The organism is Pseudomonas sp. RtIB026 (assembly GCF_016861355.2).
GTDB classification, from domain to species: Bacteria; Pseudomonadota; Gammaproteobacteria; order Pseudomonadales; family Pseudomonadaceae; genus Aquipseudomonas; species Aquipseudomonas peradeniyensis.
Genome location: NZ_AP023348.2, coordinates 924,722 through 946,208, shown reverse-complemented (window position 1 = coordinate 946,208; position 21,487 = coordinate 924,722). Strand labels below are relative to the sequence as shown.

The 21,487-nt window shown below is 65.3% G+C and carries 17 protein-coding genes; 15 read left to right on the top strand and 2 right to left on the bottom strand.

Going from position 1 to position 21,487, the window contains the following annotated elements:
* Positions 1-9: 9 nt before the first annotated feature.
* Both tssJ and tagH read right to left on the bottom strand, forming a co-directional pair.
* Positions 10-510: a type VI secretion system lipoprotein TssJ gene (tssJ, locus tag PRtIB026_RS04310; protein WP_186712079.1), complete on the bottom strand. Its 501-nt coding sequence runs from the start codon at positions 508-510 to the stop codon at positions 10-12.
* A gap of 49 nt (positions 511-559) precedes the next feature.
* Positions 560-1,933: a type VI secretion system-associated FHA domain protein TagH gene (tagH, locus tag PRtIB026_RS04305; RefSeq protein WP_267813623.1), complete on the bottom strand. Its 1,374-nt coding sequence runs from the start codon at positions 1,931-1,933 to the stop codon at positions 560-562.
* Between the two features lie 396 nt (positions 1,934-2,329).
* Here tagH and tssA point away from each other — a divergent pair, with 396 nt between their 5' ends.
* From tssA to PRtIB026_RS04230, 15 genes are all read left to right on the top strand, one after another.
* Positions 2,330-3,367: a type VI secretion system protein TssA gene (gene tssA / locus PRtIB026_RS04300; RefSeq protein ID WP_203648708.1), complete on the top strand. Its 1,038-nt coding sequence runs from the start codon at positions 2,330-2,332 to the stop codon at positions 3,365-3,367.
* Positions 3,368-3,440: 73 nt separating this feature from the next.
* Positions 3,441-3,956: a type VI secretion system contractile sheath small subunit gene (gene tssB, locus PRtIB026_RS04295; RefSeq protein ID WP_023632506.1), complete on the top strand. Its 516-nt coding sequence runs from the start codon at positions 3,441-3,443 to the stop codon at positions 3,954-3,956.
* A gap of 11 nt (positions 3,957-3,967) precedes the next feature.
* Positions 3,968-5,461 carry a type VI secretion system contractile sheath large subunit gene (tssC, locus tag PRtIB026_RS04290; RefSeq protein ID WP_046857484.1) on the top strand — a complete coding sequence of 498 codons (1,494 nt, stop codon included), beginning with the start codon at positions 3,968-3,970 and terminating at the stop codon, positions 5,459-5,461.
* A 148-nt stretch (positions 5,462-5,609) separates the two neighbouring features.
* A complete protein-coding gene (locus tag PRtIB026_RS04285) occupies positions 5,610-6,098 on the top strand; it encodes an Hcp family type VI secretion system effector (RefSeq protein ID WP_023632508.1) in 489 nt (162 codons plus the stop codon).
* A 72-nt stretch (positions 6,099-6,170) separates the two neighbouring features.
* Positions 6,171-6,611: a type VI secretion system amidase effector protein Tae4 gene (locus tag PRtIB026_RS04280; RefSeq protein ID WP_203648716.1), complete on the top strand. Its 441-nt coding sequence runs from the start codon at positions 6,171-6,173 to the stop codon at positions 6,609-6,611.
* Positions 6,608-7,048, top strand: coding sequence for a hypothetical protein (locus PRtIB026_RS04275; protein WP_203648718.1), 441 nt, complete (start codon positions 6,608-6,610; stop codon positions 7,046-7,048). The genes PRtIB026_RS04280 and PRtIB026_RS04275 overlap by 4 nt, the downstream gene beginning before the upstream one ends.
* Positions 7,042-7,557: a type VI secretion system baseplate subunit TssE gene (tssE, locus tag PRtIB026_RS04270; protein WP_038707176.1), complete on the top strand. Its 516-nt coding sequence runs from the start codon at positions 7,042-7,044 to the stop codon at positions 7,555-7,557. The genes PRtIB026_RS04275 and tssE overlap by 7 nt, the downstream gene beginning before the upstream one ends.
* A complete protein-coding gene (gene tssF, locus PRtIB026_RS04265) occupies positions 7,554-9,416 on the top strand; it encodes a type VI secretion system baseplate subunit TssF (RefSeq protein ID WP_203648727.1) in 1,863 nt (620 codons plus the stop codon). Before tssE ends, tssF begins: the two co-directional genes overlap by 4 nt.
* Positions 9,380-10,429: a type VI secretion system baseplate subunit TssG gene (gene tssG / locus PRtIB026_RS04260; protein ID WP_203652723.1), complete on the top strand. Its 1,050-nt coding sequence runs from the start codon at positions 9,380-9,382 to the stop codon at positions 10,427-10,429. Before tssF ends, tssG begins: the two co-directional genes overlap by 37 nt.
* Positions 10,422-13,097: a type VI secretion system ATPase TssH gene (gene tssH / locus PRtIB026_RS04255; protein WP_203648736.1), complete on the top strand. Its 2,676-nt coding sequence runs from the start codon at positions 10,422-10,424 to the stop codon at positions 13,095-13,097. The genes tssG and tssH overlap by 8 nt, the downstream gene beginning before the upstream one ends.
* 11 nt (positions 13,098-13,108) lie before the next feature.
* The gene (locus PRtIB026_RS04250) at positions 13,109-15,046 is read left to right on the top strand and encodes a type VI secretion system Vgr family protein (protein WP_203648738.1); all 1,938 of its coding nucleotides are present in this window, start codon (positions 13,109-13,111) and stop codon (positions 15,044-15,046) included.
* A 12-nt stretch (positions 15,047-15,058) separates the two neighbouring features.
* Positions 15,059-15,493, top strand: coding sequence for a DcrB-related protein (locus PRtIB026_RS04245; RefSeq protein WP_050703360.1), 435 nt, complete (start codon positions 15,059-15,061; stop codon positions 15,491-15,493).
* Positions 15,494-15,501: 8 nt separating this feature from the next.
* On the top strand, positions 15,502-19,908 hold the full coding sequence (locus tag PRtIB026_RS04240) for an RHS repeat-associated core domain-containing protein (RefSeq protein ID WP_203648740.1): 4,407 nt from the start codon (positions 15,502-15,504) through the stop codon (positions 19,906-19,908).
* Positions 19,909-19,910: 2 nt separating this feature from the next.
* The gene (locus PRtIB026_RS04235) at positions 19,911-20,696 is read left to right on the top strand and encodes a hypothetical protein (protein ID WP_203648742.1); all 786 of its coding nucleotides are present in this window, start codon (positions 19,911-19,913) and stop codon (positions 20,694-20,696) included.
* Positions 20,697-20,820: 124 nt separating this feature from the next.
* Positions 20,821-21,423, top strand: coding sequence for a hypothetical protein (locus PRtIB026_RS04230; protein WP_203648744.1), 603 nt, complete (start codon positions 20,821-20,823; stop codon positions 21,421-21,423).
* Positions 21,424-21,487 lie beyond the last annotated feature (64 nt).

Genomic DNA, 21,487 nt, shown 5'->3' with positions numbered 1-21,487 from the left:
TCCGATTGCCTAGCGGGCAGGCTCAGGTTGTGGGGTGGCCACGGCGCTGCGCACGGCGCGCACATCGAGGCTGATCTGATAGTCACGAGGCGGCACCGGCAGCACGCTGCGCCACTGGGCCTGGTCGACCTCGCGGTAGCCGACCACCAGGCCGACCTGGCGCGTGGCCGGGTCGAGCGGACGCTCAAGGCGCAGTTGCTCGCCGGGCTGGAGCAGGACCTCGTCCTGGTCGATCAGGTCGGCGGCCAGGGTGGCCTGGGCACGCTCGGCCAGGGCGAAATAGTCGGCGCGGGCGAAGGCGGCGCTGTTCTTCAACTCGTAGATGCGTACCCGCACCGGCGCGGGCGTGCCACCAGCGCCCGGGTTGAGCCCGGCCGCGGCACTGAAGTACAGGGTGATACCCGTGGCCGCCGGCGCCGCGTCGGTAACGGCGGGCTCGACCGGGCTGTCCTTGCTGCAGGCACTGAGCAGCACCATGGCCAGGGCTGCGATCAGTCTCGTTGCACTCATCCTCGTCCTCATGACGTCCTGTGTTCTTCCTGTGCTCCAGGCGTTAGCCTCAGGAGCGTTGAATGCGTTGGCTATGGGCCTCGTAGGCGCGACTGAACTCGCGACCGAACAGGTCCTGGAAGTCGTCTTCGGCTTCCCGGGAAATCTGGCTGTAGAGCTCGGTGAACTGCTGCCAGCAGTGGGCCTGGCGCGAACCGCCGAACAGCTTGGCCAGCCCGGCGGCGGGCGCCAGGCGCTGCTCCAGGCGGGCCGGCTCGAAGCGCTCGAGCAGGTGCTTGATGGCCGCCTCGACACCCGCCATCACCGCCAGCTGGTGGGCGCGCAGGTCGTCGAAACTGTCGCGCACCGCCTGGTCCGGGGCCATGAACGCCTGGTTGCCCTCGCGCAGTAGCAGCAACAGCGCTTCGTCGGCGTTGGGGGCGAACTTCAGCGGGTTGTTGCGCACCGGGGCGATGGTGGTCTGCTGCATGCGGAACTCGCCCTTCAGGCTGCTGCGCGCGCGCAATACATCGATCAGGCCTTCGACCATCAGGCGGTAGCTGCGCCCGACCGCCTCCATCTGCGCGGCGGCATCGGCCGCGTCGATACGCAGGTGCTCGATGCCCGCGCCACGCAGGAAGGCCTGCAGCAAGGCATCGCCGGCGCCAACCGGGTCGGGCGCAGGTGCCGACACGGCGGTGGGCGCCGGCATAGGCGTGACGACCGGTGCCACCGGCGCTATCGGCTCTGGCAGGGGCGGCGCGATGACAGGCGCAGGCTGGGGGGCAACGACGGGGGTTTCGTCGAACAGGTTCCAGTCGTCAGGGATCACGCCCGGCGCGGCGGGCATGACGGCCGGCACCGGCGCGGGCGGCGGCGCCACCGGCGTGGGCGGACGGAAGTCATGCTGCTGGGCGGGGACATGGTCCGGCTGGCTGACCGGCGGTACGCTGGAGGGGCCAAGAAAGTCGAACAGGTCCGGCAGGGTATCGTGGCTCGACGCCCCCTGCAGGAATGCGGCCGGCGCGCCGACGATGGGCGCGCTCGGGGCGGCCACCTGGTTGGCCATCAGGGCTTCGAAACTGTGGGCTTGCGGCTGCCCGGCGAGCGGAATCGACAGGCCTGCGTCGATGCGCGCCTGGATTTCGTAATCGCCAATTCGAATAACTTCGCCATCCATCAGCGGCTCGCTGTTACCGCGACGCAGGCGAATACCGGCATGCACCAATTCCACGCCGTTGGTGCTGTTATCGGTCAAGTAATAGCGGCCATCCTTGAACTGGATCACACAATGTTTCGAAGAAACAAGGCGTTCCGGATCGGGAAGTACCCAGTCATTATCCGCCGCACGACCTACGCTGATGGCACCGTTTTCCAGCAACTTCTCCGGGCATTGCCCAGGGGTGATCTTGTGATAACTGGTAATGGTCAGGCAAAGTGCCATCACGCCTCCTTGCATATATATGAAACACTCACACATCCATTTGAGTGGATTCGCGAGCCCGACCCCACTTTCCGGCTAAACCCTTGTAAATACTGGGCCTCACACCGAAATTCGCTTCCCGGAAAGGTCGTATTAAACCCTATCGGCAAGGCACTTTGATGGCACCTGACCAATGGACACGAATACCTGCCAACTGGTTCACAGTCGCCTTCGCGGCGCGTAGCTTACCTTGACAGCAATTTGGAAATAAACCATAAATGCGCAACTTAAGAGTGCCAAAGTGATATCACGGTGATATCAACTTCGCATTCTTTGACAAGTTTGTGCGCCATTTCACATTTGCAACTTGGCGCAAACGACGCCCTCACCAAGGGCCGATATGGAGATCGATTTCTGGTGAACTCACCGCAGCTGCTCGCCGCTGTTTCCGCAGACTTTCCGTGCGGCGACGACCTCGAATACGATGCCGATTTCCTGCAACTGGAACGTGATGCCCAGGGCCGCCCCGAGCGTGTGATGGGCGACGCCGTGCAGCCGGCCGAACCGCCGCAGTGGCGCGCCATCGAACAGTCCTGCACAGGCCTGCTGCAACGCAGCAAGGACCTGCGCATCACCCACTTTCTGGTCCAGGCCAACCTGGCCCTGCACGGCCTGCCGGGCCTGGCCGCGAGCCTCGAACTGATCCGCGATCTGCTGGGCGAATACTGGCTGCACCTGCACCCGCAGCTGGACGCCGCCGACGACAACGACCCTACCGTGCGCGTCAACGCCCTGGCCGGACTCACCTGCGACACCAACATCGCCCTGCTGCGCGACGCCATGCTGGTGCGTTCGCGCACCTTCGGCCCGGTCACCCTGCGTGCCGCCCTGCATGCGGCGGGCGTGCAGCACTTCGCCAGCGAGCAGTTGAGCGCCGAGGAACTGGCCGCCGCCCTGCGCGACGCCGACCCCGAGCAGCTCGCGCAATGCCACCAGGCCCTGCAACTGGCCCGCGAAGCCCTGGACACCATCGAGAGCCGGGTCAACGACCAGGTCGGCTCGGCCAGCGGCGTTGACCTGTCCGCCCTGCGCCAGCCGCTGCGCCAGGTCCAGCAGGTGCTGACCGACTACAGCCCGGAAGGCTCGGCGCCGGTCAGCGCGAGCATGGACGAAGTGACGGCGCCCGGCGCCAATGACGACCCGCAGCCCGTCGCCGCGCCACGTGCCGCGGCTGTCGCGGCGCGCCCCGGCGAGGTGAACAGCCGTGATGATGTGCTGCAGAGTCTCGAGCGTGTGCTCCAGTACTACGCCCGCCACGAGCCCTCCAGCCCGCTGCCGGTGCTGCTGCGCCGGGCGAAGAAGCTGGTCGACGCCGACTTCGCGACCATCGTCCGCGACCTGATCCCCGATGGCATGTCGCAATTCGAGAACCTGCGTGGCCCGGAACACGACTGACGTCGTTCCGGCCGCCTAAACACCGACGCCCGCAACAAACAGAGCCGCCGTACCGGCGACCAGGAGGAACAACGTGGCGAAAGACAGCTCCCAGAAATTCATCGCGCGCAACCGTGCGCCGCGAGTGCAGATCGAATACGACGTCGAGCTGTACGGCGCCGAGAAGAAGGTCCAGCTGCCCTTCGTCATGGGCGTGCTCTCGGACCTCGCCGGCAAGCCCGCCGAGCCACTGCCGGCCGTGGCCGACCGCAAGTTCCTGGAGATCGACGTCGACAACTTCGACTCGCGCCTGAAGGCCATGAAGCCCCGCGTGGCGTTCAACGTGCCCAACGAGCTGACCGGTGAAGGCAACCTGAGCCTGGACATCACCTTCGAGAGCATGGACGACTTCAGCCCCGCCGCCGTGGCGCGCAAGGTCGATGCCCTGAACCAGCTGCTCGAGGCCCGCACCCAGCTGGCCAACCTGCTGACCTACATGGACGGCAAGACCGGCGCCGAGGACATCATCCTCAAGGCCATCAAGGACCCGGCCCTGCTCCAGGCCCTGGCCAGCGCGCCGAAACCTGCCGACACCGAGCCGAAGGCCTGAGGAGACCGACCATGAACGATCCGTTGCGCGACAGCCAGGCCCCGCAGGCGGCCACCCAGGACCCGAGCGAGTTCGCCAGTCTCCTGCTGCAGGAATTCAAGCCCAAGACCGAGCGGGCCAAGGAAGCCGTCGAGAGCGCCGTGCGCACCCTCGCCGAGCAGGCCCTGGCGCAGACCAGCCTGGTGTCCAACGATGCCATCGGCTCGATCGAGCAGATCATTGCCGCCATCGACGCCAAGCTCACCGCCCAGGTCAACCAGATCATCCACCACGATGACTTCCAGAAACTGGAAAGCGCCTGGCGCGGCCTGCACTACCTGGTCAACAACACCGAGAGCGACGAGCAGCTGAAGATCCGCGTGCTCAACATCTCGAAGAACGACCTGCACAAGACCCTGAAGAAGTTCAAGGGCACCGCCTGGGACCAGAGCCCGGTGTTCAAGAAGCTCTACGAAGAGGAATACGGCCAGTTCGGTGGCGAGCCCTACGGCTGCCTGGTGGGCGACTACTACTTCGACCAGTCGCCACCCGACGTCGAGCTGCTGGGCGAAGTGTCCAAGGTCTGCGCCTCGATGCACGCGCCGTTCATCTCCGCCGCCTCGCCGACGGTGATGGGCATGGGCTCGTGGCAGGAGCTGTCCAACCCGCGCGACCTGACCAAGATCTTCACCACCCCGGAATACGCCGGCTGGCGCTCGCTGCGCGAATCGGAAGACTCGCGCTACATCGGCCTGACCATGCCGCGCTTCCTGGCGCGCCTGCCCTACGGCGCCAAGACCGACCCGGTGGAGGCCTTCGCCTTCGAAGAAGACACCGACGGCGCCGACAGCAGCAAGTACACCTGGGCCAACGCCGCCTACGCCATGGCGGTGAACATCAACCGTTCGTTCAAGCATTACGGCTGGTGCTCGCGTATCCGCGGCGTGGAATCCGGCGGCGAAGTCGAAGGCTTGCCGGCGCACACCTTCCCCACCGACGACGGTGGCGTGGACATGAAGTGCCCGACCGAGATCGCCATCTCCGACCGGCGCGAGGCGGAGCTGGCGAAGAACGGCTTCATGCCGCTGCTGCACAAGAAAAACACCGACTTCGCCGCCTTCATCGGCGCCCAGTCGCTGCAGAAGCCGGCCGAATACGACGACCCGGACGCCACCGCCAACGCCAACCTGGCCGCGCGCCTGCCGTACCTGTTCGCCACCTGCCGCTTCGCCCATTACCTGAAGTGCATCGTTCGCGACAAGATCGGCTCGTTCAAGGAAAAGGACGAGATGCAGCGCTGGCTGCAGGACTGGATCCTCAACTACGTCGACGGCGACCCGGCGCACTCCACCGAGACCACCAAGGCCCAGCACCCGCTGGCGGCCGCCGAAGTGGTGGTCGAGGAAGTCGAAGGCAACCCGGGTTACTACAACTCGCGCTTCTACCTGCGCCCGCACTACCAGCTCGAAGGGCTGACCGTGTCGCTGCGCCTGGTGTCGAAGCTGCCTTCGGCCAAAGGGGCCTAAGCCTGAACGGGGCCGCTGCGCGCCCCATCGCGGGACAAGCCCGCTCCTACAAAGGCTGCACAAATCCTGTAGGAGCGGGCTTGTCCCGCGATGGGCTGCACAGCAGCCCCAATAGCACCGCCAACCGACTGGAAATTCCGAGGACATCATGGCTGTAGATATTTTCATCAAGATCGGCGACATCAAGGGCGAGTCCCACGACAAGGCCCACAAGGACGAAATCGACGTGCTCAACTGGAGCTGGGGCATGTCCCAGTCCGGCAACATGCACCTGGGCAGCGGTGGCGGCTCGGGCAAGGTCAACATCCAGGACCTGTCGATCACCAAGTACATCGATAAATCCAGCCCCAACCTGATGGCCCACTGCTCCAGCGGCAAGCACATCGACAAGGTCAAGCTGACCGTGCGCAAGGCCGGTGGTGAAAGCCAGGTCGAGTACCTGATCATCAACCTCGAAGAGGTGATCATCAGCTCGCTGAGCACCGGCGGCTCGGGCAGCGACGACCGCCTGACCGAGAACGTGACCCTGAACTTCGCCAAGGTCACTGTCGACTACCAGCCGCAGAAGGCCGACGGCACCAAGGAAGGCGGCCCGATCAAGTACGGCTGGAACATCCGCTCCAACGTCAAGATCTGACCGACCGCGCCCGTGCCGCCCCAGGCGGCGCGGGCGCCCTTCCCCACGCCTCACCCGCCCACGGTGAACATCATGGCCAAGCCTTCCTTCATCAATCTGTGGAATGCCTATCCGAGCGAATCCTCGCCTTGCGATGGAGGCTGGGACAACCAGTGCGCCATCCGCATGAGCATCGCCCTCAATGGTGAACACACGATCAAGGTCAATGCCAGAACCTACAGCGAGCCACGCTGTGCCCATGACCACGCCAGGGGCGCGGAGTCACTGGCGAACTGGCTGTGGAAACACCATCTCGGCGCGCCTCTGCAACTGAGTGGCAGTGCGAATGACCGTCTGAAACTCAATGAGAAACGCGGCATCATCTTTTTCAAGGACTGCTTCGCCCGTGCAGGGCAGTCATACGAGAACCGCACTGGCGATCACATCGACCTCTGGGATCGAGGTCGGGTAACCGGCTACTTTGCCGACCAGGCCCATCGCTCCAAGGCTGTATGGTTCTGGGAGCTGAAATGAAAAGACTGCGCAAAGTCGTCCCTGGCCTGTTGATCGCGCTTGCCCTGAATGCATGCGCTCAGCAGAGCTCGACTGGCACCCCCCAAGACCTTCAGGTCAATCTTGCGGCCCAGACGCTGTCGTTGGTGAACCACGAAGGTCGCTGCGCATTGCGCAAGGCCGATCAGTCGTTGCTTGAGCTGGACATGCCTTGGCCCTGCCAGCTCAGTCCGGAGCGGCTGACTGGCAAGCCTCGCGTCGAGCATTTCAATGGTTCGCAGATCATCATCGTCAGCCATGTGGAGGCCGACCCGTCGCAGCCCGGCCGGTGCAATAGCCAGTATCAGGCCGTACGCCTGGTAGGGGCCAGCCTTGAGCCTTCGATTCTCGCGAAGGGTGGCAGTTGCTCGACAGGCCCTGTAGATCAGAAGGACTTCGTGGGGCTGTTCCAGTGGTAGCCGAGATCGCCACCCGCGACCGCCTGCAGCCCTCGCTGCTGGATCGCCTGACCGACGACGACCCGGGCAATCCGCAGGAAGCCCCCGACAAGCGCGTGCTCAGCCTGCAGCAGCTCAAGGCCTCGGTGCTGCGCGACCTGGCCTGGCTGCTCAATACCACCTCATTGCTCGATACCGGCGCCACGTTGAACTCCCCGGCCGGCGCCTCGGTGATCAACTACGGCCTGCCGGCCCTGGCCGGCAACAGCGCGTCGAACATCGACCTCAACGCGCTCGAACGCATCATCCACCAGGCCATCGCCACCTACGAGCCGCGTATCCTCGCCCATACCCTGAAGGTGCGCGCCCAGGCCGCGCCCGGCGAGATGAACGCCAACGCCCTGAGCTTCGAGATCGAAGGCGACCTGTGGGCCCAGCCGGCGGCCTTGCCGCTGCTGTTGCAGACCGACGTGGACCTGGAGTCCGGGCACGTGCGCGTGGCCCCCGCCGACCGCCGGAGACGCGCATGAACCCGCGCCTGCTCGAACTGTACAACCAGGAGCTGCAGCACATCCGCGAGGGTGCCGCCGAGTTCGCCAAGGAATACCCGAAGATTGCCGGGCGCCTGACGCTGTCCGGGATCGAATGCGCCGACCCCTATGTCGAGCGCCTGCTGGAAGGTTTCGCCTACCTCACTGCGCGCGTGCAGCTCAAGCTCGATGCCGAGTACCCGACCTTCACCCACAACCTGCTGGAAATCGCCTACCCGCACTACCTGGCACCAACCCCGTCGATGACCGTGGTGCAACTGCAGACCGACCCCGACGAGGGCTCGCTGGCCGCCGGTTTTCAACTGCCTCGCAGCAGCGTGCTGCGCGCCAATCTCGGTCGCAACTCACAGACACCGTGCGAATTCCGCAGCACCCAGGACGTCACCCTGTGGCCGCTGCAGGTGGCCCGCGCCGAATACTTCGGCAACCCCGGCGCCGTGCTCGGGCGCCTGGCCGCCAGCGAACCGAAGGCCCGCGCCGGGCTGCGCCTGACCTTGCGCAGCGGCGCGGAAATCCCGTTCAACAGCCTGCCGCTGACGCACCTGCCGCTGTACCTCAATGGCGCCGACGAAACCCCATTCCGTCTGTACGAACAACTGCTGGGCAGCGCCTGCGCGGTGTTCGTGCGTCAGCCGGGGGCCGACTGGGTCGAGCGCATCCCGGTCGAGCAGGCCTTGCTGCCGTGCGGCTTCGACGACCGCGAAGCGGCGTTGCCGGTGGTGCCCCAGGCGTTCCAGGGCTATCGCCTGTTGCAGGAGTACTTCGCCCTGCCGCAGCGTTTCCTGTTCGTCGATTTCGCCGGGCTGGAGCGCGCGGTCAAACGTTGCGATGGCCAGGAACTGGAGCTGCTGGTGCTGTTCGAGCGCTTCGACGCCGCGCTGGAAAGCAGCGTGGGCAGCGCGCAGTTCGTGCCGTTCTGCACCCCGGCGATCAACCTGTTCCCGCGCCGGGTCGACCGCATCCACCTGACCGACCGGGTCCACGAGCACCATGTGATCGCCGACCGCACCCGGCCTACCGACTTCGAGATCCACTCGCTGCAGCAGGTCAGCGGCCACGGCACCGGGCCGGACCAGGCGTTCCTGCCGTTCTACGCCGTGCGCGACCCGTCGCGCTACGGCCGTGACCAGGCCTACTACATCGTCCGCCGCGAGCCACGGGTGCTGTCCAGCGAGCAGCGACGCAACGGCACGCGCTCCAGCTACATGGGCAGCGAGACCTTCGTCAGCCTGGTCGACGGCCACCAGGCGCCGTACCGCCACGACCTGCGCCAGCTGGGCATCAGCGCGCTGTGCAGCAACCGCGACCTGCCGCTGTTCATGAACGTCGGCGACGGGCGCAGCGACTTCAGCCTGGCCGACAGCGCGCCGGTGTCCGCCGTGCGCTGCCTGGCCGGCCCCAGCCGACCGAAGGCCAGCCATGCCCACGACAACCGGGCCTGGCGCCTGATCAGCCAACTGTCGCTGAACTACCTGTCCCTGGCCGAGCAGGGCCAGGGCGCCGCCGCCCTGCGCGAACTGCTGCGCCTGTACGGCGACCAGCAGGACAGTGCCCTGCAACTGCAGATCGACGGCCTGCGCGAGGTCAGCTGCAAGCCCTGCACCCGGCGCCTGCCGATGCCCGGGCCGATCGTCTTCGGCCGCGGTCTGGAGATTACCCTGACGTTCGACGAAAACGCCTTCCGCGGCACCGGCGTGTTCCTCCTGGGCGCGGTGTTCGAGCGTTTCCTGACCCGCTACGTGTCGATCAACAGCTTCACCGAAACCGTGCTGCGCACCAGCGAACGTGGCGAGATCATGCGCTGGAAAGCCAAGCCCGGGCGCAGGCCGACCCTGTGAACACGCTACAGGCCATGCAGGCAGAGCCCTGGGAGTACGACTTCTTCCAGGCGTTGCGCCGCCTCGAGGCGGAAAACCCCGAGCTGCCGCGCTTCGGCCATTCGCTGCGCCTGGCCGATGAGCCGGTGCGCCTGGGCCAGCGCCTGGATTGCAGCTTCGCCCCGGCGACGCTGGCCTCGGTCACGGCCAACGACGATCAGCCGGCGCGCCTGGAGCAATTCTTCTTCGGCCTCGGCGGCCCCAATGGTCCGCTGCCGCTACACCTGACCGAGTACATGCGCGAGCGCCAGCGCAACCACGCCGACCCGACCAGCAAGCGCTTCCTCGACATCTTCCACCACCGCCTGCTGAGCCTGTTCTACCGCGCCTGGGCCGAGGCCCGGCCGACCGTCAGCCACGACCGCCCCGGCGACGACTACTGGGCCGCGCGCCTGGCAGCCCTCAGCGGCCGCGGCCAGCCGGAACTGCAAGGCCAGGGGCCGCTGGCCGACAGCGCCAAGCTGCACTGGTCCGGCCACCTGGCGGCGCAGACCCGCTACCCGGACGGCCTGTGCAGCATCCTGTCGAGCTATTTCGGCGTGCCGGTAAAGCTCGAGGAGTACGTCGGCCAGTGGCTGGAGCTGCCCGAGCGCAGCCAGCTCGGCGTACGCGCCAACCGCCTGGGCGTCGACCTGTGCCTGGGCCGCTACGTCTGGGACCGCCAGCACAAGTTCCGCCTGTGCCTGGGCCCGCTGACCCTCGACCAGTACCACGCCCTGCTCCCCGGCGGGCAGGCGTTCGTCGAGCTGGCGGCCTGGGTCGCCGAGTACCTGGGCCAGGAACTGGACTGGGACCTCAACCTCATCCTCGCGCAGGGCCAGGTGCCCGCGCTGCAACTCAATGCCGGTCAGCGCCTGGGGTTCGACACCTGGCTCGGCCGCCCCTCGCACGATGCACGCGACCTGAAGCTGGCCCGGTACTACGCCGACCAGCCAGTCGCCGCCCCCCTCACAAGGAGTCAGGACCATGGGTGAAATCAGCCGCGCCGCGCTGTTCGGCAAACTCAACAGCGTCGCCTACAAGGCCATCGAGGCGGCCACGGTGTTCTGCAAACTGCGGGGCAACCCCTATGTCGAGCTGGCGCACTGGCTGCACCAATTGCTGCAACTGCAAGACAGCGACCTGCACCGCATCATCCGTCAGTTCAACGTCGAGCCGGCGCGCCTGGCGCGCGACCTGACCGACGCGCTGGACCGCCTGCCACGGGGCTCGACCTCGATCACCGACCTGTCCTCCCAGGTGGAAGAGGCCGTCGAGCGCGGCTGGGTCTACGGCAGCCTGATGTTCGGCGAAAGCCAGGTGCGCACCGGCTACCTGCTGGTCGGCATCCTCAAGACCCCGAGCCTGCGCAATGCGCTGCTGGGGCTGTCCAGCGAGTTCGCCAAGCTGAAGATCGAAGCCCTGAGCGAGCGCTTCGACGAGTACGTTGGCGACTCGCCGGAAAACAACCTGGCCGCCAGCGACGGCTTCAGCGCCGCCGCGCCGGGCGAGGCCAGCGGCGCCGTGGCCCCGGCGGCGATGGGCAAGCAGGAGGCGCTCAAGCGCTTCACCGTCGACCTCACCGAGCAGGCCCGCAGCGGCAAGCTCGACCCCATCGTCGGCCGTGACGAGGAGATCCGCCAGCTGGTCGACATCCTCATGCGTCGCCGCCAGAACAACCCGATCCTCACCGGCGAGGCCGGCGTCGGCAAGACCGCCGTGGTCGAAGGCTTCGCCCTGCGCATCGTCGCCGGCGACGTGCCGCCGGCACTGAAGGACGTCGAGCTGCGCAGCCTGGACGTCGGCCTGCTGCAGGCCGGCGCCAGCATGAAGGGCGAGTTCGAACAGCGCCTGCGCCAGGTGATCGAGGACGTGCAAGCCTCGCCCAAGCCGATCATCCTGTTCATCGACGAAGCCCACACCCTGGTCGGCGCCGGCGGCGCGGCCGGCACCGGTGACGCCGCCAACCTGCTCAAGCCGGCCCTGGCCCGTGGCAGCCTGCGCACCGTGGCCGCGACCACCTGGGCCGAGTACAAGAAACACATCGAGAAGGACCCGGCCCTGACCCGCCGCTTCCAGGTGGTCCAGGTCGACGAGCCGAGCGAAGCCAAGGCGCTGCTGATGATGCGCGGCGTGGCCTCGACCATGGAGAAGCACCATCAGGTGCAGATCCTCGACGAAGCGCTGGAAGCCGCCGTGAAGCTGTCGCACCGCTACATTCCGGCACGCCAGTTGCCGGACAAGTCGGTGAGCCTGCTCGACACCGCCTGCGCCCGCGTGGCCATCAGCCTGCACGCGGTGCCAGCCGAGGTGGATGACAGCCGCCGACGCATCGAGGCGCTGGAAGTCGAGCTGCAGATCATCGCCCGTGAGGCCGCCATCGGGGTGAAGACCGAGCAGCGCCAGGCCCAGGCCGACAGCCTGCTGGCCGAGGAGCGCGAGCGCCTGGCCGCCCTGGAAAGCCGTTGGGCCGAGGAGAAAGCCCTGGTCGACGAGCTGCTGGCCACCCGCGCGCAACTGCGTGAACAGGTCGGCGTGGTCGATCAGGAAGTGGACGTGCAGGGCAGCCATGAGCTGCGCGAAAAACTCGTCGACCTGCAGCAGCGCCTGAGCCAGCTGCAAGGCGAGAGCCCGCTGATCCTGCCGACCGTGGACTACCAGGCGGTGGCCTCGGTGGTCGCCGACTGGACCGGCATTCCGGTCGGGCGCATGGCGCGCAACGAAATCGAGACCGTACTCAACCTCGACTCGCACCTGGCCAAGCGCATCATCGGCCAGGACCACGCGCTGAAGATGATCGCCAAGCGCATCCAGACCTCCCGCGCAGGCCTGGACAACCCGAACAAACCCATCGGCGTGTTCATGCTCGCCGGCACTTCCGGCGTGGGCAAGACCGAAACCGCCCTGGCCCTGGCCGAAGCGATGTACGGCGGTGAGCAGAACCTGATCACCATCAACATGAGCGAGTTCCAGGAAGCCCACACCGTCTCCACCCTCAAGGGCGCCCCGCCCGGCTACGTCGGCTACGGCGAGGGCGGTGTGCTGACCGAGGCGGTGCGCCGCAGGCCCTACAGCGTGGTGCTGCTGGACGAGGTGGAGAAAGCCCACCCGGACGTGCACGAGATCTTCTTCCAGGTATTCGACAAGGGCGTGATGGAGGACGGCGAAGGCCGCCAGATCGACTTCCGAAATACCCTGATCCTGCTCACCACCAACGCCGGCACCGAGCTGATCGCCAACACTTGCAAGGATCCTCAAGCGCTGCCCGATCCGGAAGCCGTGGCCACCTCGCTGCGCAAGCCGTTGCTGGAGATCTTCCCACCGGCGCTGCTCGGCCGCCTGGTGACCATTCCCTACTACCCGCTCAGCGACGCCATGCTCAAGGCCATCACCCGCCTGCAGCTGGAGCGCATCCGCAAGCGCGTGGAAGGTACCCACAAAGTCGGCTTCGCCTACGACGACGACGTGATCGACCTGATCGTCTCGCGCTGCACCGAGACCGAGAGCGGTGGCCGCATGATCGACGCCATCCTCACCAACGGCCTGCTGCCGGACATGAGCCGCGAGTTCCTCACCCGCCTGCTCGAGGGCAAGCCGCTGGCCAGCGTCAGCATCAGCCGCCGCGACAACGACCTGCACTATGACTTCGGCGCCGCCGACTGACAGGACCGACCATGCTGTTCAAGCAGTTCACGCGCCTGGCGCAGATCAACAGCCCCCTGGGGCCGGACAAGCTGATCCTTGCCGAGATGGGCGGCAGCGAGGAGCTCGGCCGCCTGTTCGACTACGAGCTGCAGTTGACCAGCGACGACCCGGCCATCGACCTCAACCAGCTGCTGGGCAAGCCCATGAGCCTGAGCGTGCAGCAGAGCGTCGGCACCTCGCGGCACTTCCACGGCATCGTCGCCCGCTGCAGCCAGTCGGTGGACCAGGGCCAGTTCGCCGCCTACCGGGTCACCCTGCGTCCGTGGCTGTGGCTGCTGACGCGCACCAGCGACTGCCGGATCTTCCAGCACCTGAGCGCGCCGCAGATCATCAAGCAGGTGTTCCGCGACCTGGGCTTCTCGGATTTCGAGGACCTGCTCAGCCGCAACTACCGCGAGCGCGAGTACTGCGTGCAGTACCGCGAGACCAGCTTCGACTTCGTCAGCCGCCTGATGGAGGAAGAAGGCATCTACTACTTCTTCCGCCACGAACAGGAGCGCCACGTGCTGGTGCTGGCCGACGCCTACGGCGCGCACCAGAAGGCACCAGGCTACGAGACCGTGCCCTACTACCCGCCGGACGGCCAGCACCGCGAGCGCGACCATATCAACGACTGGCACCTGGCCCAGGAAGTCCAGTCGGGCTCCCTGGAGCTCAACGACTATGACTTCCAGCGCCCCAGCGCGCGCATCGACGTGCGCTCGGCCATGCCGCGCCCGCACCAGGCCAGCGACTACCCACTGTACGACTACCCCGGCGCCTATGAGCAGACCCAGGACGGCGAGCATTACGCGCGCACCCGCCTGGAGTCGCTGCAGAGCCTGCACGAGCGGGTCGAGCTGCGCGGCAATGCCCGGGGCCTGGGCAGCGGTCACCTGTTCAGCCTGAGCAACTTCAGCCGCCAGGACCAGAACCGCGAGTACCTGATCGTCGCCGCCCGCTACTACGTGCACCAGGAGCGCCTGGAAAGCGGTGGCGGCAGCGGCGCGGCGCAGTTCGAAAGCAACCTCAGCTGCATCGATGCGCAGCAGAGCTACCGCCCGGTGGGCAGCACCCTGCGGCCGATCGTCAAGGGGCCGCAGACCGCCGTGGTGGTCGGCCCGTCCGGCGAGGAGATCTGGACCGACCAGTACGGCCGGGTCAAGGTGCACTTCCACTGGGACCGCCACGACCAGTCCAACGAGAACAGCTCGTGCTGGATCCGCGTATCGCAAGCCACGGCGGGCAAGAACTGGGGCTCGATCCAGGTGCCGCGGATCGGCCAGGAGGTCATCGTCAGCTTCCTCGAAGGCGACCCCGACCGGCCGATCATCACCGGGCGGGTGTACAACGCCGAACAGACGGTGCCCTACGACCTGCCCGGCGGCGCCACCCAGAGCGGCATGAAGAGCCGCTCGAGCAAGGGCGGCAGCCCGGCCAACTTCAATGAAATCCGCATGGAGGACAAGAAGGGCGCCGAACAGCTGTACGTGCACGCCGAGCGCAACATGGACACCGTGGTCGAGCAGAGCGAGACGCTGTCGGTGGGCATCAACCGCAACCAGACCGTCGGCATGCTCGAGACCATCACCATCGGCCAGGACCGCATCCGCGCCGTGCGCCGCGACGACATGCTGCTGGTCGGCGCCAGCAAGACCGACAGCGTCAGCACCAGCTACCTGATCGAAGTCGGCGAGAACCTGCGCCTGGTCTGCGGCAAGAGCGTGATCGAGCTCAACGCCAGCGGGCAGATCAACATCAGCTGCGAGCAGTTCAGCTTCCACGCCAACGCCGACGCCGAGATCAACACCGGCGGCACCCTGGACCTGAACGTGGGCAGCGGCGCCCAGACCGACCCGAAGAACCAGGGCGTGAAATCGACCATCGACGGCGCGGTGAAGGCCCTCTTCCCCGGCGCCGGCAAGTAACGAGACCGAACCATGAGTTACCGCCTCAACGAATTCCGCTTCGCCCTGCCCGACGCGCAGGTGCGCGACACCAGCATCAACATCCTGCGCTTCGAGGCCCTGGGCACCTCGCTGATCGTCAGCCGCAGCCTGCTCGAAGAGGGCGAAACCCTGCAGAGCAACTTCGACGGCCAGTTGCAGCGCCTGCAGCAACAGGTCAAGGACCTGCAGTTCCAGCCGGCCCGCGCCACCCAGGTGGGCGCGGCGCAGCCGATCGAGGCGATCGAGCTGAGCAGCCAGTTCAGCAAGGGCCAGGAGAAGGTCTACCAGTACCAGCTGGCGCTGGTGCTGCCGGGCACGCGCAAGATGTTCGCCCTGAGCTACGTCAAGCCGACCCCGCTGGGCGAGGCCGAGGCGACGCACTGGGCGGCGCTCAAGCAGTCCCTCGCCTTCGACAACCTGGGCTGACGTAGCGGATGTCCGACGCACTCTGGGCCGCCCGCGAGGGCGATGCGCTGCTGCACACCTCGGTGATGGCCGACATCATCGGCGGCGTGCTGGAAGTGGCCGCCAACGTCGCCATCGGCGCCCTGGCCACCGCCGCGGTGGCCGCGGCACTGGGCATTACCGTGGCCACTGGCGGCCTGGGCTGCTTCGTGCTCGGCGCGGTGGTGGGCCTGGTGGTCGGCGTGGTCATGGCCAAGACCGGCGCGGACACCGGGCTCAGTCGATTATGCGAGGGCATCGGCAACGCCCTGTTCCCGCCGACCGTGCAGGCCACCATCGTCAGTGGCTCGCCCAACACCAGGACCAACGGCATGCGCGCCGCGCGCGCGGCCGGCGTGGTCACCGCTCCCTCCGCCCCGGCCAGTGGCGGTGGCGGTGGCGCGCAGGCCGAGGAGCAGGAAGAAACCTTCCTCGACATGGCCAAGGGCTTCTTCTCGCAGATGTGGCGGCCGACCGTCGCCAGCCCCGCGCCCAACACCCAGGAAGCCCCCGACGACAAGGTGCTGTGCACCAAGCACCCGCCGATGCCGCCGCAGTACCTGGCCGAGGGCTCGAGCAAGGTGCTGATCAACGGCCACCCGGCCTGTCGCAGCGGCGATCGCAGCACCTGCGAGGCGGTGATCGTCGATGGCGGACTGGTGTCGAACAACGTGCGCATCGGCGGCGGGCCGCTCGTGGTGCGCGAGATCCGTAGCGGCAAGACGCCGGGGATCGGCTTGGCGATTACGGCGTTGATGATGCTGCGGGGGCGTGGAGGCAAGTTCTACAGCAAGTTCGGGTGCATGCTCGTCGGAGGCGTGGTCAGTTTTGCCAGCAGCCAGGTGACCGCCGCCCTGACTTCGGCCATCGTCGGCTCGCCAAACCCTGTCCACGCGCCCACTGGCGCGAAGATCCTGAGCGACGAACACGACCTCGACTTCACCCTCCAGGCCATGATCCCACTGGACTGGCAACGCTACTACAACAGTCGCGACGAACGCCGCGAGGGCCTGTTCGGTGCCAGCTGGAGCGTCCCCTACGAAGTGTCTGTGAGGGTCGAGCACGACCGCCTGATCTATACCGACGAACAAGCTCGCGTCATCGACATGGGCATGATCGCCCTCGGCGACGCCGTCTTCAGCGCTGGCGAAGGCATCAGCGTGCGACGCGCCCTTGATGGCGAGCTGCTGATCGAAGACATCAGCAGCGGCCTCTATCGTTTGTTCGAACCCAGTCCACAGGACGCCAACCACCTGCGGCTGGCAAAACTGGGAGATCGCAACGACAACCGCATCCACCTGGACTATGACGATCTCGGGCGCCTGATGTGGCTGCGCGACACCTTTGACCGCGTGCGGATCAAGCTGCACTACAGCGACGCTTGGCCACGTCGAGTCAGCCATATCGAACGGGTGTTCGTCGATGACGATGCTGAAACACTCGCCAGCTATCGCTACGACGCCGCTGGCGATCTGGCCGAGGTCCACGATGCACTGGGGCAATTGCAGCGTCGATTCATGTATGACGAAGGTCGGCGCATGGTCGGCCATCAAACAGCCAATGGCCTGCTTTGCCATTACCAGTGGCAGAAACTGGACGACTGGCGGGTGATCCGGCACTGGACCAACGCCGGCGACGAGTATCACTTCGAATACGATATCGAGGCTGGCATCACCTGCATCACCGACCCGCTGCTACGCACCAGTGTGCGGCGCTGGAACGCGCAGTTCCAGATCATCGAGTCGAGCAACGCGCTGGGCCAAACCTGGCGCTTCCACTGGAACGATGAACGTCAACTGCTTGCCGCTACCGATCCTGAAGGCGGTGAATGGCGCTTCAGCTACGACGAATCCGGCAACCTGTGCGAAACCATCGATCCGTTGGGACGCAGTGAATCGACCCAGTGGCTCGAGCATTGGGCGTTGCCTCGCAGTGAAACCAATGCCGCCGGGGCAACCTGGACCTATCGCTACGACCAGCACGGCAACTGTATTCGCGAAACCGACCCCTTGGGCGAGGTGACGCGCTACCGCCATGACGAACATGGCCTACCGCTGGAAACCATCGACGCCACGGGCAAGCGCCAACGTCAGCGTTGGAACGAACAAGGTCTGCTGATCGAGCAGGTGGACTGCTCAGGCTACGCCACACGGTTGCGCTACGACCGGCGCGGCCATTTGCAGAGTCTGACCAACGCCCTCGGCCAGACCAGCCACTTCCAACACAATGCCTTGGGACATCGGATACGCCAGGAGCTGGCGGATGGGCGCATTGTCCAGTACCGGTACACCGCCTCGGGCCTGCTCGAATGCTTCATCGATCCGCTCGGCAACGCCGAGCATTTTCGCTATGACCTGAATGGCCAGCTCATCGAGCAGCGGGACAACCTCGGCCGGCCGACGCTGTTTACCTATGACCGTTGCACACGACTGGTGGCACTGACCAACAGCAACGGTGAGTCCTATCGTTTCACCTGGGATGAGGCGAACCGCCTGGCCGAGCATGAAAATCTGGATGGCAGTCGCAAGGCCTACCAGTACGATGGACTCGGCCAGATCATCGCCATGGACTTCATTCCGGCGCCGGGCGCCAGAGAGGCGCCGATCCATCACCGCCTTCGACGTGACGCCGCCGGCAGGCTGGTTGCGTTGCTTACCGAGGACGACAGCACTACCTACAGTCTCGATCCGATGGACCGGTTGATGGAGGTGATCAGCGAGGATCGTCAGGGGAATGTGCAACGCGTCGCGTTCGAGCATGATGCCTGCGGACGCCGCACTGCCGAAAGCAACAGTGCCGGAAGGCTGGAGCACACCTACGACGCACTGGACAATCGCTTGCAGACGCGGCTGCCCGATGGCCGCCAACTGAACCGCCTGGTGTATGGCTCGGGACACCTCCATCAGATCAACATCGACGGGCAGGTGATCTGCGATTTCGAGCGCGATCGCCTGCACCGTGAGGTCTCGCGAACCCAGGGACGGCTGCTTACCCGTAGCCAATATGACCTCAGTGGCCGGCCGAGCGCCCGTCTGCGCTGGGGCGCCGACCACAACGAACACCTGCCCGCGCCCTGGCAGCAGCGCTTCGACTTCGATGATCGCGACAATCTGGTGCTCTACCTGCGCCAGCAACCCGATTATCAACATCAGCTGCTGATGCATTACGACGCAACGGATCGCCTGCTTGCCAACCAGGGACCGTTGCCAGGCCAAAACGAACAATACCTCTATGACGCTGCGGCAAACCGTGTGCCCGGTGCTGGGCAAGTCGCCCGCCATGACCAGTTGCTCCAACTGGAAGATCGCCACTACCGCTATGACGGTTTCGGACGCCTGTCGGAAAAACGCAGCACGCTGTATGGCGAACAGCATATGAGCTACGACCAGCATCATCGCCTTGTTCAGGTGCGCTCTGTACGCGGCGGGCGCGAGCGCATCGTCAAATTGCACTATGACCCTCTCGGGCGCCGCATCGGCAAGACCGAGCAAGACGATCAGGGCAATCTGCTGGGCAGCACCGACTTTGGCTGGGACGGTCTCAAATTGCTGCAAGAGCGCTGCAACGGCCACCTCACTTTGTATGTCCATGAACCGGGCTATAGAGTCCTGGCACGTGTCGACGGTCAAGGTGCGCATCAACGCACTCTCCATTACCACAACGCCCTCAACGGTCTGCCCGAGCAACTGACCGACAGTGACGGCACGCTGGCTTGGGAGGGCGAATGCTCCGCCTGGGGCATGACCTTGCGCGAGTGGAGGACTGAGGACTTCATCGAACAGCAGAACCTGCGCTTTCAAGGTCAGTACCTGGACCGTGAGACTGGCTTGCACTACAACCTGTTCCGCTACTATGACCCACAGAGCGGCCGCTTCACTCAGCCCGACCCTATTGGCCTGGAAGGCGGCATCAACCTGTACCGCTATGCGCCGAACCCTGTCGGCGGGATAGATCCGCACGGGTTGGACTGGAGCTATTTCCTTTCCGACGAGAAAGGCAACCCGTATTACAACGGGCGAGCCTCGGACAACGATACGCTCGAAGGCGTGGTACGCCGACATATGGAAACCAAGGGCGCAGACGGCCCACGCTTCAAGGAAGGTGACCGCATCAACCGCGTGACACCGATTGGTACCGACTACGACACGATACGCGGCATCGAGGACTCAGGGATCCGCGAGCGAGAAGTGCTCGGCAGAAAGAACCCGAACGTGCGAGGCAACAAGATCTATGGCATCTCCGACGCCAAGGCGAAAAAAGACCCTGGCCTCGAGCGGATAGCGCTCGCCAACGACTTCCTGAAGGCACGCGGTGTCAGCAAAGTCACGCAACTGCCCGTGCTCGACAGCCGTGGCGCCCTGCCCCCCAAGGCCAACAAAAGCTCCTGCGGGAAATGAACATGAATGCAACTCCTGAACAACTTTGCAAGATCCTCAAGGCCCAGCATCCCAGCGAGCCACCAAGCTCGGCGCTGGTAGCCACAGGCCTGGCGACCGAGACCCGCAGAATGAGCCATGACCAGGTGCTTACCTGGCTGTTCAAGGAGCGAGAGACCGTGGTGAAGAAAGAGGTGGTCGCCAACTTTCTCACCGGTGTCGAGCGCAACCAGGCCTACCTGCGCGCGGCCCTGTCGGCCTATGCTTGCGCGACACACCTGCCGCAACACGCCTTCACGGCGCAGGACCAACTGAACTGTCAGGTCTGCAGTTTCTTCAAGGAGCGCGAAGTCAACTTCATTGCCCTCAACAGGGTGCGTTTTCTGATCGGCGCAGCGCTTTTCGGCAGCCCCTCCAATATTGCGTTCCAGTTGCAGGAGCATAACGCCGGGCCGAAAGAACAGCCGGGCAACCTGGAGCTGATGGTGTCGATCCTGGACCTGATCCGTAACGTGCCTGCCGTGACCAAACCCAAGGACCTGCTCAAGCTGCTGCGTAAACTACCCGGTATCAAGATGAGCGAAGAAGAGGGCCGGGGGTTCCTCGACCTGCTGGGACACTGCGGAATACTGCAGACGCCGGAGCATCCAGGCCTGCTGTACCGCTACACCAACCTCGGCCTGGCGCCACGCAGCGCGCGCTCGTCGGACTGGAGCTACCCGATGGACTTCTGGCGCGGTGAGCATGGTCTCAATCAGGATGCCCTGGACTATTGGTTCAGTGACTATCCCGAGCTGCTCAAGGTTTAAGTCCTTGGCGGCCAATCTGCTCGCTGGGCGCCGCATGGGCAATACAACTGTTGCGCGACCCCCTCATGGCAATGGCTCTATGAAAGACGTTGCGACCAGAACAGCAAGAGCCGTGAAGCCTGATATGAACATCTATTTTGTCAGCAACGCACAAGCACCCTGGGGCGATTGGGGTGAGGTGCTAGCCTACGGCATGATCGCCTGGGACGAAGACACCGACATTGACAGCATCGAGCGTACCGGCCCCTACACACCGCCCGCCTACATCCGCTCTGGCCTGCTGGTACTGACCGAGCCGACAAAGAAGGCGTTGGAGAACTCTGGCCTGAAAGGCATCAGCCGCTTCGAGCATCTGGAAAAGACCCATATTGTCGAACTCGACTGGCAGCAATGGGACGCGGCCAAGGACATCAGCGTCTACCTGGAGCTGGATGGCGAGCCCGAATCGATCATCGAGTCACGCCCCCATGCCCCACAACTGGCAGCACGCATGCCGGCGTTCTGGTGCGCCTACGTCGCTGGCAAGGTCGCCTTGCGCATGGACGAGAGTGTAAAGAGCAATGATCCCTCTCATTACCTGGAGGTAGTCCGTGCTGATGAGCACGCCGACTTCTTCAAGGCCGATGTGCACGGCGGCTATTTCGTCAGTGAACGGGCAAAGAACTGGCTCGAGCAGCACTGCCCGGAAGCATTCCAGTTCGCCTTGATCCCCCTCCCGCGCAAGTGATATTTCCGTGGGGCTGACAAGGGTCTTACTTAACCTGAACCAGACCCTCGGACGGGGAACCGCT

What these genes read in the sequence shown, in the direction of transcription:
- PRtIB026_RS04280 (WP_203648716.1), top strand. Translation starts at nt 6,171, where the DNA reads ATGGCCAAGCCTTCCTTCATCAATCTGTGGAATGCCTATCCGAGCGAA.
- tagH (WP_267813623.1), bottom strand. Translation starts at nt 1,933, where the DNA reads ATGGCACTTTGCCTGACCATTACCAGTTATCACAAGATCACCCCTGGG.
- tssH (WP_203648736.1), top strand. Translation starts at nt 10,422, where the DNA reads ATGGGTGAAATCAGCCGCGCCGCGCTGTTCGGCAAACTCAACAGCGTC.
- PRtIB026_RS04240 (WP_203648740.1), top strand. Translation starts at nt 15,502, where the DNA reads ATGTCCGACGCACTCTGGGCCGCCCGCGAGGGCGATGCGCTGCTGCAC.
- PRtIB026_RS04285 (WP_023632508.1), top strand. Translation starts at nt 5,610, where the DNA reads ATGGCTGTAGATATTTTCATCAAGATCGGCGACATCAAGGGCGAGTCC.
- PRtIB026_RS04245 (WP_050703360.1), top strand. Translation starts at nt 15,059, where the DNA reads ATGAGTTACCGCCTCAACGAATTCCGCTTCGCCCTGCCCGACGCGCAG.
- PRtIB026_RS04250 (WP_203648738.1), top strand. Translation starts at nt 13,109, where the DNA reads ATGCTGTTCAAGCAGTTCACGCGCCTGGCGCAGATCAACAGCCCCCTG.
- tssF (WP_203648727.1), top strand. Translation starts at nt 7,554, where the DNA reads ATGAACCCGCGCCTGCTCGAACTGTACAACCAGGAGCTGCAGCACATC.
- tssJ (WP_186712079.1), bottom strand. Translation starts at nt 510, where the DNA reads ATGAGTGCAACGAGACTGATCGCAGCCCTGGCCATGGTGCTGCTCAGT.
- PRtIB026_RS04235 (WP_203648742.1), top strand. Translation starts at nt 19,911, where the DNA reads ATGAATGCAACTCCTGAACAACTTTGCAAGATCCTCAAGGCCCAGCAT.
- PRtIB026_RS04275 (WP_203648718.1), top strand. Translation starts at nt 6,608, where the DNA reads ATGAAAAGACTGCGCAAAGTCGTCCCTGGCCTGTTGATCGCGCTTGCC.
- PRtIB026_RS04230 (WP_203648744.1), top strand. Translation starts at nt 20,821, where the DNA reads ATGAACATCTATTTTGTCAGCAACGCACAAGCACCCTGGGGCGATTGG.
- tssC (WP_046857484.1), top strand. Translation starts at nt 3,968, where the DNA reads ATGAACGATCCGTTGCGCGACAGCCAGGCCCCGCAGGCGGCCACCCAG.